Origin of the sequence: Paracoccus sp. TD-10, assembly GCF_048270675.1 — a bacterium.
GTDB classification, from domain to species: domain Bacteria; phylum Pseudomonadota; class Alphaproteobacteria; order Rhodobacterales; family Rhodobacteraceae; genus Paracoccus; species Paracoccus pantotrophus.
In genome coordinates, this window is record NZ_CP182418.1 from 1,189,109 (window position 1) to 1,202,848 (window position 13,740).

General features: G+C 65.5%; 14 protein-coding genes and 2 pseudogenes. 3 read left to right on the forward strand and 13 right to left on the reverse strand.

The annotated features are described in order from the left end of the window. The 11 genes from ACNKFW_RS05820 to ACNKFW_RS05870 all read right to left on the reverse strand — a co-directional run bounded on the left by ACNKFW_RS05820 (position 1) and on the right by ACNKFW_RS05870 (position 9,567). Complete coding sequence (locus tag ACNKFW_RS05820; protein ID WP_418024085.1) at positions 1–1,941, reverse strand: heavy metal translocating P-type ATPase; 1,941 nt, start codon at positions 1,939–1,941, stop codon at positions 1–3. A gap of 59 nt (positions 1,942–2,000) precedes the next feature. After that, complete coding sequence (locus ACNKFW_RS05825; protein ID WP_062562807.1) at positions 2,001–2,381, reverse strand: hypothetical protein; 381 nt, start codon at positions 2,379–2,381, stop codon at positions 2,001–2,003. 96 nt (positions 2,382–2,477) lie between these two features. Continuing rightward, a complete protein-coding gene (locus tag ACNKFW_RS05830) occupies positions 2,478–2,960 on the reverse strand; it encodes a cytochrome b/b6 domain-containing protein (RefSeq protein ID WP_062562808.1) in 483 nt (160 codons plus the stop codon). Positions 2,961–3,036: 76 nt separating this feature from the next. Beyond that, the gene (locus ACNKFW_RS05835) at positions 3,037–3,729 is read right to left on the reverse strand and encodes an ABC transporter ATP-binding protein (RefSeq protein WP_147427916.1); all 693 of its coding nucleotides are present in this window, start codon (positions 3,727–3,729) and stop codon (positions 3,037–3,039) included. Position 3,730: 1 nt separating this feature from the next. After that, entirely contained in the window at positions 3,731–4,864 is a 1,134-nt protein-coding gene (locus ACNKFW_RS05840; RefSeq protein WP_147427917.1) for an ABC transporter permease, read from the reverse strand. Next, positions 4,861–6,006 (reverse strand): efflux RND transporter periplasmic adaptor subunit, encoded by a 1,146-nt coding sequence (locus ACNKFW_RS05845; protein ID WP_147427918.1) that lies wholly within the window; start codon positions 6,004–6,006, stop codon positions 4,861–4,863. Before ACNKFW_RS05845 ends, ACNKFW_RS05840 begins: the two co-directional genes overlap by 4 nt. A gap of 3 nt (positions 6,007–6,009) precedes the next feature. Then, positions 6,010–6,570 (reverse strand): TetR/AcrR family transcriptional regulator, encoded by a 561-nt coding sequence (locus ACNKFW_RS05850; protein WP_223191456.1) that lies wholly within the window; start codon positions 6,568–6,570, stop codon positions 6,010–6,012. A gap of 233 nt (positions 6,571–6,803) precedes the next feature. Beyond that, positions 6,804–8,570, reverse strand: a complete 1,767-nt coding sequence (locus tag ACNKFW_RS05855) for a recombinase family protein (RefSeq protein WP_418024086.1) — start codon at positions 8,568–8,570, stop codon at positions 6,804–6,806. 13 nt (positions 8,571–8,583) lie between these two features. Next, positions 8,584–8,964 carry a helix-turn-helix domain-containing protein gene (locus tag ACNKFW_RS05860; protein WP_176024895.1) on the reverse strand — a complete coding sequence of 127 codons (381 nt, stop codon included), beginning with the start codon at positions 8,962–8,964 and terminating at the stop codon, positions 8,584–8,586. Next, a complete protein-coding gene (locus ACNKFW_RS05865) occupies positions 8,954–9,277 on the reverse strand; it encodes a type II toxin-antitoxin system HigB family toxin (RefSeq protein WP_111576407.1) in 324 nt (107 codons plus the stop codon). The genes ACNKFW_RS05860 and ACNKFW_RS05865 overlap by 11 nt, the downstream gene beginning before the upstream one ends. A 107-nt stretch (positions 9,278–9,384) precedes the next feature. Next, a complete protein-coding gene (locus ACNKFW_RS05870) occupies positions 9,385–9,567 on the reverse strand; it encodes a type II toxin-antitoxin system prevent-host-death family antitoxin (protein WP_418024087.1) in 183 nt (60 codons plus the stop codon). A gap of 277 nt (positions 9,568–9,844) precedes the next feature. On the opposite strand from ACNKFW_RS05870, the pseudogene ACNKFW_RS05875 reads away from it, so the two are divergent. Continuing rightward, positions 9,845–10,315: pseudogene (locus ACNKFW_RS05875) on the forward strand (helix-turn-helix domain-containing protein); the annotation flags it as partial. 129 nt (positions 10,316–10,444) lie between these two features. On the opposite strand, the gene istB reads toward ACNKFW_RS05875, so the two are convergent. Then, positions 10,445–11,173 carry an IS21-like element helper ATPase IstB gene (gene istB / locus ACNKFW_RS05880; protein ID WP_062562743.1) on the reverse strand — a complete coding sequence of 243 codons (729 nt, stop codon included), beginning with the start codon at positions 11,171–11,173 and terminating at the stop codon, positions 10,445–10,447. Further along, positions 11,173–12,672: an IS21 family transposase gene (gene istA / locus ACNKFW_RS05885; RefSeq protein ID WP_418024080.1), complete on the reverse strand. Its 1,500-nt coding sequence runs from the start codon at positions 12,670–12,672 to the stop codon at positions 11,173–11,175. Before istA ends, istB begins: the two co-directional genes overlap by 1 nt. A gap of 119 nt (positions 12,673–12,791) precedes the next feature. Here istA and ACNKFW_RS05890 point away from each other — a divergent pair. Both ACNKFW_RS05890 and ACNKFW_RS05895 read left to right on the forward strand, forming a co-directional pair. Next, a pseudogene (locus ACNKFW_RS05890) lies at positions 12,792–13,163 on the forward strand (ATP-binding protein); the annotation flags it as partial. A gap of 119 nt (positions 13,164–13,282) precedes the next feature. After that, positions 13,283–13,588 carry an MFS transporter gene (locus ACNKFW_RS05895; protein WP_276330375.1) on the forward strand — a complete coding sequence of 102 codons (306 nt, stop codon included), beginning with the start codon at positions 13,283–13,285 and terminating at the stop codon, positions 13,586–13,588. Positions 13,589–13,740 lie beyond the last annotated feature (152 nt).

The following is a 13,740-nucleotide window of genomic DNA, read 5'->3' on the forward strand; positions in this document are numbered from 1 at the left end:
TTAGGTGGGCTGCGCGACACCCGTCAGCGCCTGTCCGGCAACAGACGCCTTCGGCCGGCGAATCGGGTCCGACAGCAACCGCAGCCCGTTCAGCACCACCAGCACGGTGCCGCCTTCATGGCCAATCACCACCAGCGGCAACGGCAGATCAAAGAACAGCCCGCCGATGACCAGAACCACCATGGCGCCGATGGCGAAGGTCAGGTTCTGCCGGATCACCCTTGACGTTCGGCGCGACAGGCGGTGCGCGTCCGCAAGCCGCTCCATATCCTCGGACAGCAGCGCCACATCGGCGGCCTGAAGCGCCACCTCGGACCCGGCCGCGCCCATGGCGATGCCGACATCGGCGCGGGCCAGCGCCGCGGCGTCGTTCACGCCGTCGCCGACAAAGGCGACGCGGCCGGTTGCGGCCAGTTCGCCAACCGCGCGAACCTTGTCCTGTGGCAGCATTTCGGCGTGAGTCTCCTCGGGCCCCAGCCCAAGCCGGGCGCCGATGCGCAGCGCCACCGACCTGCGATCCCCGGTCATCATGACGATGCGGCGGACACCACTGTCGCGCAGGGCCGCGATCGCCCCGGCGGAACTGGCCCGTGCCTCATCCGCCACGCTGACGGCGCCCAGCACGGTGGCGCCGCGACCCAGATAGACGACCGTATTGGCGCCATCCGCCAGCGCCTGCAACGCGGGGTGATCCGTTGCGGCCTTCATGTCCTCGGCAAGATAGGCATTGCCCGCCCAAACCGGGCCAAGCGCATCGGACCCTTCGATGCCGATGCCTGGCCGGGCGTTCACATCGGCCACCTGCGCCGGATCAAGCCCGCGGCTGGCGACCTCACGGCGGATCGCGGCGGCGATATGGTGCTCGGAATGCGCCTCCAGCCCAGCCAGCAGCGACAGGAACCCGGCCTGGTCGCCATCCAGCGCGACGATTTCCGTCACCTCGGCGCGGCCGGTGGTCAGGGTGCCGGTCTTGTCGAAGGCGAAGATATCGACCTCGGCCAGCGTCTCCAGCGCGCCGCCGCCCTTGAACAGAACACCGCCCCGCGCCGCCGCCGAAAGGGCCGACAGGATCGCGGCGGGGACGGAAATGACGATGGCGCAGGGGCTGGCGGCGACCAGCAGCGTGGCGGCGCGGTAAAGCGCCAGTTCCCAGTCGCCGCCCAGCCACCAGAACGTGGCAAAGGCGATCACCGCACCCGCCAGCACCGCGACCGTGTAGCGTTGCCCGAACCATTCGCTGAACCGTTCGGAGGGCGCGCGGGCGGCCTGTGCCTCGGTTACCAGCCGGATCATGCGGGCGATGGTGCTGTCGCTGACGCTGCGCGTAACCTCGACCTCCAGCACGCCGTCCAGATTGATTGTGGCCTCGAACACCTGCGCACCGGCCTCTTTCGACACCGGCATGGATTCGCCGGTGATATTGGCCTCGTCGATGCCGCCCCGCCCGGCGGTGACCACGCCATCACTGGGCACCCGGGCGCCGGGGCGCAGCACCACCACTTCGCCAACGGTCAGCACCCCGGCGGGAACTTCCTCGACAGCGCCGCCCGCGGTCTTGCGCAAGGCGGTCTCGGGGCGCAGCGCCATTAGCGCCTCGATGGCGCGGCGGGCGCGGCCAAGCGCGCGTTCCTCCAGCGTGGTCGAGATGCTGAACAGCGTCAGCAGTACCGCACCCTCGAACGGGGCGCCGACGATTGCGGCGGCGATTGCCGCGACGATCATCAACAGGTCGATGTCAAGCACGCGCGCGCGCCACAGTTCCGACAGTGCGCGCCAGCCGGTGGGCAGGCCGCCAGCCAGATAGACCAGCACCAGTCCCGGCAGCTCCAGAGCGTCGAAAGCTCCGCTTGGCAGCCACCTGCCGGCCGCCGCCATTGCCATGCCGAGCACGGTGACGAGCGATAGGGTCAGTGACAGGTCAATAGTTGGAAATCGCTTCATGTCAGGCTCCTGGCTGGCGAGGTCGCGGCTGGCAGCCGCCATCGCTGGCTGGGTGAGTATCAATCGGATGGCTTATGGCACCGAAATGCAAAGGCCGCGACGGCTATCCAGATGGCGCTGCGCAGGATCATCGCGCCCATGGTGCGTGCTTCCCATGCGCCGCCGGCACCGACATGCCACAGGAAGGCAGCGAAGACGGCCACCGTGGCCGTGGCAATGGCAATCGCCAGCATCGGCGCCCAGCCCGCGCCGCGCCACAGGCCGATCCCGGCCAGGACATAGGCAAAGCCCGCGAAGAAGTTGAACCACAGCACGAATGGCACCACTGCGCCCATATCGACGCCGCCGAACAGCGCCCTGCCGCCCGAAACGATGGTCAGCAGGCCGAAGATTACCGCGACGGCGGCGGCAACGGTCTGGCTGCGCGGTCGTCTCGTCATGTCTGCCTCCGAAGTTCGGGGTTTGGGGAGCGTCCGGGCGGGTGTGGCCCGGCCTGCCATGGGTTGCGGGTTGCGGCGCGCGGAACGGACCCCGCCTCAGGCCCGGCCAAGCATGCGCCGCAGCACATCGGTCTTGAGCCAGAAATGATGGTAAAGTGCGGCGAGGACATGCAGGAGGACCAGCGGAACCAGCGCCAGCCGCGCGATGGAATGGGCTTCGCCGATCGCCTCGACGCCGGAAATCCACGCCGCCATTCCCGAAAGCGCCATCAGGATCAGCAGGAGGTTGAGAGCCGCATGCATGCCCGTGGCCAGAACTTTCAGGGCCGGGTGCTCGCCTTCCGGCAGGCCGGGGACGCCGCGCCGACGGCGCAGCACCAGCCGCCACAGAACGAGAACGAGGATCAGCGCGCCGGCAATGGCATGGGGATTGATTGTCGGCTGGTTCGGGAGCGTGCCCTCCATCCGCCCGTCCCATACCTTGACGATGCCGTCATGCATGAGGATCTGGAAAAAAACGAGGGCAGCAATCGTCCAGTGCAGGGCGATCTGGGTTCTGGAATAGGATGTCGGCTGCATCTTGGTTATACCTTTTCAAGGGCGAGGATCGGCGTGCGGGGTCTTGTGGTCATGTCTGCCTCCTGAATCCTGCCCGTCATGTGCTGACCAGATGGCCGTCGCGCAGGTGGATCAGGCGGTCGAAACGGTCGAAGATCTTTTCGTCATGGGTGACGGTCACGATGCAGGCTTCCTGCTCGACCGCGAGCTTGCGCATGAGGTCCATCACCAGCCCGGCGCGGGCGCCGTCGAGGGCTGCGGTGGGTTCGTCGGCAAGGATGATGCGGGGGCGGTTGGCCAGCGCGCGGGCGATCGCCACACGCTGGGCCTCGCCACCCGACAGCAGCGCCGGCTTGACCGTGGCGCGATGGCCGACTTCCAGATAGTCCAGCAGTTCGCGCGCCCGTGTCCGGCCTTCCTCGGCGGGCAGACCGGCAAGATCGAGCACGACCGCGACATTTTCCTGCGCCGTCAGGAAGGGCAGTAGGTTGTGACTCTGAAAGATGAAGCCGATCTTGTCGAGCCTGAGACGCCTCAGGTCGCGCCGCAGCCATTTGCCGTCGAAGACCGGCTCGCCGTCCAGCACCACCCGTCCCGCCGATGGGGCGAGGATGCAGCCGATGATGTTGAGTAGCGTCGTCTTGCCCGAACCTGACGGCCCGAGCAGCGCGATCACCTCGCCGGCGCGCACGGTGAGATCAACCGAGCGCAGGGCATCGACGCGGGTTTCGCCCTCGCCGAAATGCTTGGCGACGCCCGAAACCTCGATGAGGATGTCGCCGAGCGCCATGTCAGCTCCCGAGCGCGGTGGCCGGATCGACCTTCATCGCCGCCCGCACGCCGAGCGCCGAGGAGAGCAGGCAGACCGCAGCGATGATGCCGGCCAGCACCACGGCGTTGAACGGCTCCAGCACCACGCGGCGGGGGAAGTAGTCCTTGACGGTCAGGATCAATATCAGGCCGATCGCCCAGCCCGAGGCGCCGAGGATCAGCGCCTGCTGCACGATCAGCGCGACGATGGTGCGGTCGGGCGCGCCGATCAGCTTCAGCGTGGCGATCTGCTTCAGCTTCTCCATCGTCATCGTGTAGATGATGAGCGCGATCACCACGGCGCTGACGGACAGAAGGATGCCGAGGAACAGCCCGATCTGGCGGCGCGCCTTGTCGACCACGGAGGCCAGCAGCAATTCCTCCTGTTCTCCTTGCGTCATCGCGGCAAGGTGCTTCCACTGGCGCACGGTCGCGGTCAGCAGGCCCACGTCGGCGCCCGGTGCCATGCGGGCGATGACCGCGGCGACGGAGGCGGACTTGACGGAGACAGCCCCGCGCGCGGCCTGTACCCGCTGGGCGGCCGGGTCGAGTTCGGTCTGAAGCGCCATCGCGTCGGCAAGGGTGACATAGACCGCCGGATCGCCGCCCGAGTTCATCGCGCCTTCCACCAGCCCGACCACGGTGAAGCGGTCGCGCCCGAGCCGGATGGTCTCCCCCGGCGAAAGGCCGGTCTTGCGGTCGGCCACCATCTCGAAATGACTGGCGCCAATGCCGCGCCCCTCGGCGATTGCCCGCGGCCCGCCCGGGCGACCCGGCTCGTAGCCGACAACATAGAGCCGCAGGGTGCGCCCGCCATGCGGCGCCTCGACGTTCTGGTAGTTGACCGCGCCGGCCTCGGCCACGCCGGGCATCCGCGCCACCGCATCGCGCGTATCGGCGGGAATGCTGGAGGCTTCGGCGAAGGGGCCCTTGGTTCCGGCCTCCACCACCCAGACATCCGCGGCGGGCGCCTTCACCACTGCCAGCGCGTCCGAGACGAGGCCGTTGTAGATGCCGATCATCGCCAGCACGACCGTCATCAGCAGCCCGAGCCCGAAACAGGTCAGCACGAAGCGGAACAGCCCGTGGCGGATGTCCTTGAGCGCGAGGTTCATGGCGCCTCCCCAATGCGCGCGCGCCGGCCCTCGGCCGCGCCCTTCGGCACCCGGGCGACGATCGTGGCTCCTTCGGGCAGGCCGCCGATGACCTCGACCCGACCGCGATTGTCGCGGGCGCCGAAGGTCAGTTCCGCGCGGGTCAGGCGTCCGTCCACAACCGTCCAGACCGTGCCGCGATGCCCGTCGAAGCCGGTGATCGCCAGTTCGGGTACCATCAGCGCGGTCGCGCGGGTGCCGGTCAGGATGCGCACCTCGGCCTGTTCACCGAGAAACATCTCCGCGGGACAGTCGGCGCAGGTCAGCCAGACGCGGCGTTCCTCGTTCACCCGGTCGCTTTCGATGCCGATGCGGGCAATGGTGCCGTGAAACTCGGCCGCGGGCTGCGAGCGCAGGCGGATCGTGCCGGGCTGGCCAAGGGCAAGCTGGCCGGCGCGTTCCTCGTCGACATAGGCCTGAATCCAGACGGTCGCGGGGTCGATCAGGGTCAGGACAGGATCGCCGGCCTTGACCACGGTTCCCGCCTCGGCATGGCGGGCAACGACCAGCGCATCATAGGGCGCGATCAGGCGGTGATGGGCCAGCAGGGTTTCCTCCTGCCGCAGGGCTGCCGCCGCATCCATGCCCTGGGCCCGGATCACCGCGACATCGGCCTCGGCTACCGCCAGATCGGCGCGGGCCACATCATCGTCGCGCTGCGCCTCCTCGGCGCGCTGGACCGAGGCGACATCGCGCTGCGCCAACCCCTGCTGGCGGCGGTTCGCCGCTTCGCGCTCGGCCAGAACGGCACGGGCGCGCACCACGGCTGCGGTGGCCTTGGCAAGATTGGCCTCATTGGCCGTCACCGCTGCGTCCGCGCGGGCGACACGCGCCTCCTGCTCGGCCGAGTGAAGGACGGCGAGTTCCTGCCCCTTGGTGACGCTGTCCCCTGCATCGGCGGCCAGCGAGGTCAGGGCGGCGCCCACCTCGAAGCCGACGCGGCTGAGGATGCGCGCCTCGACGGTGCCGAGCCCGTAGATGCGAAGGTCCACATCATGTTCGGACTGAACGACCACCACCGTCAGCGGGCGTTCGGTGAAGAACAGAAAGCCGGCAGCGACAGCCGCCGCCAGAAGAAGACTCGACAGCCAAATGCGCCGCATCGTCTATTCTCCTTCCGCAGCCAAAAGCCGGCACTGTGCGTCGAACAGGCGCAGCCCCTCGGCTCGCAAGTCGAAATCGCGAGTGCCGAGCGCCCAGCGGATCGCCACGCCCTGCACGAGCGACGTCAGCAGCGCCGCCGCATCGTTTGCGGCGATGTCGCCGCGCAACGCGCCGGTTTTCTGGCCGGCCCCGACCTCCATCGCCAGAAGGCTGTGGAAGGTCGTGAGCCTGCCGTGAAAGGTGGCGCGCAGCTTTGCGTTGGTGACGTTCAGTTCGCGCGAGAACAGCAGCATCGGCAGCGCGGGGGTCGCGTCGATCTGCGCGAATTGCGCGGAAATCAGGGCGCGCAACCTGACGACCGGCGTGTCTCCGAGGCACAATGCATCCTCCCACGCCGTTGCCAGCCCCTCGGCTACATGCTCGGCAACGGCCTGCCAGAGTGCCGCCTTGGTCGGGAAGTGCCGGAACAGCGCGGCCTGCGTGACGCCGATCTGCGACGCGACCGCCCCCGTCGTCACCCGGTCCGGCCCGATCCGGTCGGCCAGGTCGAGCACGGTGGCCACGATCTCGGCCTTGCGAAGCTCCGCTGGCTTTCGCACGGGGCACCTCGTTAGTTAGTGAGTGGTCACAAACATATTTAGGCTGCCTCATGCGATGCGTCAATCACTGGGCATCATTTTCTGCATGCATTGATTGCCGCGACACCGGGAACTAGGTGCGCAAGAGGGAGGCCGGCCTATCTCTGCCCCCGACGCCGCGAATACGGAAGACAACACGTAAGTTCGTCTAACGGAAGCTAAGCCGCAGCTCTGAAAAGTGCAGAACCATCTGGTTCAAGTTGTTTAATTAGGAGGATTACGTTTGGTGCGGGGGAGCGCCGATAAAGATGGTTGCGCGCCCCCGCAACCAACGATACCGACAAATCCGTCGCACCAGCGGCGGATTTTGTCATTTTACCAGCTTTGCCAACGGCTTGACGCTCCGTCCAGTCGAGGATCGTCCGCAACTCGCCGTGCAGCGTTGCGAAAATCTCCCCCCGTTCCCGGCCGGGAGTGAGCACGATCTTCTCGATCAGCATCCGCAGGGCCTCGGCGGCCTGCTGGCGCTCTTCGGGGCGATTCAGGGCGGCAGTGAGCCGGGCGACCTTCCTGGCGTAGACCGCTGCTGCGCTCGGCAGAATGTCGGGGGTGTCTTCCGGGGCATCGGCCAGAAGTGAGGCCAGCTCCGCCTTACGCGTCTCCAGCACATCCATCTTCTCCTTCATCGAGGGATGATACATGCCGTCTGCAATGGCTTCGACAATCTGCTCGATCTGTTTGTCAACCTTTGCCAGTTCGGCTTTCCATGCTTCACCGTTCGCGCGGCGTTCCCGGTTCAGGCGGTTTGTCTCTTCGGCGTAGGCGCGCATCGCCTCTCCCACCATCTCGGGCGTCATCATCCGCTCCTTCAGGCCGGTCAGCACGCGGGCTTCGAGTTCAGTGCGTGGGATCGTGCGGCTGTTTGTACAGGTGCCTTTGCTGATGTGGTTCGAGCAGGCAAAGCGCTCGGCCCCGCGAAGTGAGTAGGGGCCTCCGCAACAGCCGCAGAACACCAAGCCCGACAGCAGCGACTTCGGACGCCGCGCGCCGTTCAGCCGGTTCTTTTTGTGGTGGGCACGCACGGCTTCGGTAACATTGGCGAACTTCTCGGCGATCTCGCCCTGACGCGTGCGAACGGCCTGCCAGAGTTGGTCATCGACGATCCGCAGTTCCGGCACCTCCCTGACGATCCATTCCGCCTCGGGGTTTAGCCGGGAGACACGCTTGCCGGTTGACGGATCCTTGACGTAGCGCAGCCGGTTCCAGATCAGCCGGCCGATATAGAGTTCATTGTTGATGATGCCGGTGCCGCGCTTCACGTGGCCGCGGATGGTGGTGTCGCTCCACAGCTTGCCATTCGGGCCGGGCACGCCTTCCTCGTTCAGCCTGCGCGCAATGCTGCGCGGGCCGATGCCAGCGGCAAACTCGTGGAAGATGCGTCGTACGACATTGGCCTCGGCCTTATTGATCTCGCGGTCGCCCCGGATCGGGTCGCCGCGCGCGTCGAGTTGCTTCACGACGTTGTAGCCATAGCAAAGCCCGCCGCCCGACTTGCCTTCCTCGACACGCCCACGGATGCCGCGGTGGGTCTTGGCAGCAAGGTCTTTTAGAAACAGCGCATTCATTGTGCCCTTCAGGCCGACATGCAACTCGCTGATCTCTCCCTCGGCCAGCGTGACGATGGGCACGCTGGCGAACTGCAGATGCTTGAACAGCGTCGCCACATCGGCCTGGTCGCGGCTGATCCGGTCCAGCGCCTCGGCCAGCACCATGTCGAACTTTCCTGCCTGCGCGTCCTGCAACAGCATCTGAATGCCGGGCCGCAGGATCATGCTCGCCCCGGAAATCCCCGCATCCTTGTAGGTGCCAACGACTTTCCACTTCTCGCGCTTCGCCTGCTCCCGGCAAATCCGGAACTGGTCTTCAATCGACGCCTCGCGCTGGTTATCGGAGGAATAGCGGGCATAAAGGGCGACGCGCGTCATGAGATAGACTCCTTCAGGCAACCTTGTCGAAGCGGCTCGGCCGGATCAGCACCTCGGCCGAGATGCCCAGATGGTCGTGCAACTGCCGGATCATCTCGATGGACAATCCCCGCTTGCGGTTCAGGACATCGGCTACCCGGTTACGCGGGCCGATCATCGGTTCCAGGTCCTTGCGGGTCAGGCCCTGCTGCTCCATGCGGAACCGGATCGCCTCGATCGGATCGGGCGGATCCATCGGATAGTTCTTCGCTTCATAAACCTCGATCAGTGTCGCCAGCACGTCGAGCCGGTCGCCATCCGGCGTGCCGCTCTTCGCGCCCCACAACCGTTCCACCTCGGCAAGTGCCGCATCGTAATCCGCTTCGGTGCGGATGGGCTTCAGTTCAGTCGCCATGTCTGACCTCCGTCACGTCGATCCCGTCATACGCCTTGTGGGTGCCGATCCACTTGATCCAGACGATGGCCTTCTCGAAGTCGACCGCCACCACGAGGCGATAATCGTTGCCCTTGATGTTGAAGACGATGCGTTCGGCGCTGACGATGCTGGCCGTTGCGTAGAGCCGCTTCACATCCGCCGAACTCTTCCAGTCCGCCTTGCTGACTTCGTCGAACCAGGCGTCGAGCGCGGCCTTGACCGCCGGCTGGTCCTTCTGCCCCGCGAGGCTGTCGACGAACTGCCGCAAGGTGCGGCGGGCAATGATCCTCATAGCCTACCTATATCACGGGACCAAAATGGTCACAAGAAGAATATGCGAATGCAGCGGCGCGGATGTCGCGACGAGGTGATGACGGACGTGCGGGGTGCTCTGATCTTCTACCAGAGCAGGGCGTCCAGCGGCGTGAGCCCGGCGTCCATCCCCGCACGCTCAACCGCGTCGATGACGATATTGGCAGCTTCCGCCGTGCGGTTACGTCGCTGCGCGGTAGCCCGGAGCCAGTCATAGTGGTCGGCGCGCATCAGCACGAATTCGCGGCGACAGTGCCGGGTGATCTCCACCGGCGCTTGTCGCGCCTGATGCAAAAGTTCTTCGGGACTGGGCTGGACGGAATGGAATCAACAGTGGTCATGACTCCATCCTGAACAAACCCGGTGCCTGAAACCACAGGCATCACGCATCCTCGCCTGCTGGGCGCTTCTTCTGTACCCTGCGTTCTGAGAACGGCGGTGAGAAATTAGGCCACGGAAGCGGCGGCATGGAGCTGCTGCGGGCGGCGTAAAAGTCGTCCACCTTTTCCCTTTCTGCGACAGCAGGGAGGGCGGGAGGATTTTCAGCGTGGAACTATATCTCAGGGTTCGCCAGGCCTGCGCGGCGGGCATGAGCCAGCGTCAGGCGGCGAAGGCCTTCAACATCTCCCGTGATACGGTTGCGAAGATGATGACGTTCTCGGTGCCACCGGGCTACCGGCGGACGGCCGAGGTCAGGCGGCCGAAGCTTGATCCCTTTATCCCGATCATTGAGGGCTGGCTTGAGGCGGATCGCTCCATGCCGCGGAAGCAGCGGCACACCGCGAAGCGGGTGTTCGACCGGCTGCGTGACGAATGCGGGTTCACCGGCGGCTACACGATCATCAAGGACTACATTCGGGAGCGGGAACGGCGGGGCCAGGAAGTGTTCGTGCCGCTGGCGCATCCCCCGGGCCATGCGCAGGCTGACTTCGGCGAGGCGATGGTCAGGATCGGCGGTGTCGAGCAGAAGGCCCACTTCTTTGTTCTGGATCTGCCGCACAGCGACGCCTGTTATGTCAATCGGCGTTGAATGGTGCCCCCTTATCGGCGTCCAAAAGGGACCCCTCTGGCGATGTGGTGAGCAGGCCCGTGGCGGCGTAGCTTTTCAGCTGGCGCAGCCGACGCGGGCCTGCGTTTTGGAGGGCGGTCAGGCTCTTGTTTTGATGCGCCAGCTGTCGTTGCCGGTTTCGACGATGTCGCAGTGGTGGGTGAGACGATCGAGCAGCGCGGTGGTCATCTTCGCGTCTCCGAAGACGGTCGGCCACTCTCCGAATGCGAGGTTGGTGGTGACGATGACGGAAGTCTGCTCGTAGAGCTTGCTGATCAGATGGAACAACAACTGGCCGCCGGACTGCGCGAATGGCAGATATCCGAGTTCATCGAGAATGACGAAGTCGAGCCGCATGAGATGCTCGGCCAGCCGGCCGGCCCGCCCTGCACGGCCCTCGGCCTCCAGCCTGTTCACGAGGTCCACAACGTTGAAGAAGCGGCCGCGAGCGCCGTTGCGGATGACGGCGCGCGCGATCGCCACGGAGATATGGGTCTTGCCGGTCCCGGTGCCGCCGACCAGCACGACATTGCGCTGCTGGCTGAGGAATTCCCCGCTGGCCAGGTCGCGCACCAGCGTCTCGTTGATCGGCGTATCATCGAAGGTGAACTCCTCGATCTCCCGGGCATAGGGCAGCTTGGCGGTGGTGATCTGGTATTTGACCGAGCGCGCCTTCTTCTCGTTGATCTCGGCGGCCAGAAGATCTCCGACGATCTGGCGGGGTTCGTGCTGGCGGCGCACAGCCACCGCCATGAGTTCGTCGTAAGCGGCGCGCATGCCGTAGAGCTTCAGCTCGCCCATCGCTGCCATGATCTCTGCACGATCCATCAGCCGGCCCTCCGCAGCAGGTCATAGCGGGCACAGTCGGCCACCGGTTCATGGGTCAGGCGCAAGGCCGGAGAGGTGAGCAGCAAGGGTGGCGGCTCCGGGTCGCACCTGCGGGACAGGATGTTGAGGATCACATCGGCGGAGTGGACGCCCTGCGAGAGCGCTTCGGCGCAGGCCTTCTGCACGGCGGGAACTCCCTCCGTCAGCACGGCGCCGAGGATCTTCACCATCTGGCGGTCACCGTCCGAGGAGCCCTGCAGCTTGCGACGGATCTGCTCGAGGGCGCCGGGCAGAACCCAGTCCTTGAACGGTGCGCCATTGCGCAGCGCCCCGGGTTTGCGAAGCAGGACAGGCACATAGTGCCAGGGATTGTAGATTGTCCGGTCCCGCCCGAAGTGACGGGGATGGTCCCCGACCAGCCGCCCTTCCTGCCGGATCTCGATCCGTTCCGCATAGGCCCTGATCTCGACCGGCCGCCCGACAGCCGTTGCCGCGACAGAGTATTTGTTGTTGTCGAACCGCACGAGGCAGGTCTTCGATACCGCCGCAGGCAGCGAGTGGAAGCCGTCGAAGCGCCCGGCATAAGGGACGAGGTGCGGGCGTTCTTCCTGAAAGACTTCCCAGATGGTCTTGTCCGTCAACTCCGGATGCTTGCTGCTCCTGGCCGAGGCGATGCACTTGTCCAGCAGCCAGGCATTCAGTTCCTCGTAGCTCTTGACCCTGACCCGGGGTGAGAAGAACCGTTGGCGAACCGTGCCGACCTGGCTCTCCACCTGACCCTTCTCCCAGCCCGAGGCCGGGGTGCAGGCGACGGGCTCGACCAGATAGTGGCTGGCCATCTGCAGGAACCGACGATTGTAGAGGCGCTCCTTGCCGACAAAGATGGTCTCCACCGCCGTCTTCATGTTGTCGTAGATCCCGCGGGTGCAGGTGCCCTTGAAGAAGGCGAAAGCCCGATCATGGGCATCGAACACCATCTCCTGCGTCTCGCGCGGATAGGCCCGCACGAAGAACATCCGGCTGTGGCACAGGCGAACATGGGCCACCTTGATCGTGGTGGTCGCCCCATCGATCAGGACAACCTCGTGGCTCCAGTCGAACTGATAGGCTTCGCCGGGGGCAAAACTCAGCGGCACGAAGGCGGACGAGGCACCGGAGCTTTGAGTGCGCGCCCAGACCGAGGCGTAGCGGCGGACCGCATCATACCCGCCTTCATAGCCAAGGCCGCGCAGTTCCTCGTAGATCTGGATCAGCGTCAGGCGTTCCCGGCGCCCACGAGCCGCGTTGATCGCCAACAGCCGGCTCAGTTCCTCAAGCCAGGCGCCCAGCTTCGGGCGTGGCTGAACCGTCCGGGTGTAGGTGAACTCCGTTATCCCGGTGCGGATCACCTTGCGCACCACCTTCTTCGACAGCTTCAGGTCGCGGCAGATCGTCTTGATCCCCTTGCCCTCGGTAAAATGCAGCCGCCTGATTTTTGCGATTGTCTCCACGATCAGCATCCCGCGCTCGGCCTCCGATAATCCTCGGAAGCACAATGGACCCAACCCCCGGTCGGTGGGGTCCCTTTTGGACGCCGATCACCCCAGAAGCGGGGTCCTTATTCCACGCCGCTCAACACTCCGTGGGCTTCACCACCGCCGCGAGCCTGGTCAGTGAGATGATGGAGGCCCGCGACGAGCGCCGTCTGCTTCGCTTTCAGAAGCAAATGGCCGGTTACAAGTTGCTGATCATCGACGAACTGGGCTTTGTGCCGCTGTCCAAGACCGGCGCCGAATTGTTGTTCGAGCTGATCTCGCAACGTTACGAGCGCGGCGCGACCTTGATTACCAGCAATCTGCCCTTCGATGAATGGACCGAGACCTTCGGCTCCGAGCGCCTCACCGGCGCACTGCTCGACAGGCTGACCCATCACGTCAGCATCCTCGAGATGAACGGCGAGAGTTATCGTCTCGCCAACAGCACTGCCCGAAAGCAGCAACAAAAGTCCTGAAATCAGATGGTGCTGTTTTGGCCCAAGGGGCCAATGCGCCATGGCACGCGCCAGCTATCTGGTAAGCGCGCGCGCCATGGCGCCGGTCACCGCCGCGTGGCCGGATTTTACTCCGCCGCGTGGCCGGATATTGCACCGCCGTTGACAGCGTTCTGCTCGGTGCCGGCACGGCGATGGTCTATCCGAGCCTGATCGCTGCCGTCTCGGACGCCTCGCATCCGACATGGCGTGCCCGGTCGCTCAGCGTCTACCGCTTCTGGAGGGATCTCGGCTATGCCATCGGGGCACTGTCTGCCGGGCTGATTGCGGACCGCTTCGGCTTCGGCGCGGCCATCACGGCCATCGCCGCCGTGAGCTTGCTGTCGGGCACGATCGTTGCGCTCGTCATGCGTGAACAGAAGGGCGCCTTGCCTGACCGGACCTGACTGCCCGGCGTCGAGCGATGTAAAACAGGAACTTGCGGGAGGAGCGACATCGGGATCCACGACGTTTCCCTCGATCATTTCTGTAATCCTCTGTCTGAAGCTTCGACCCTTGCACCAACCACCTATCGGGGTGGTGACGAAGGCCTTGCAGG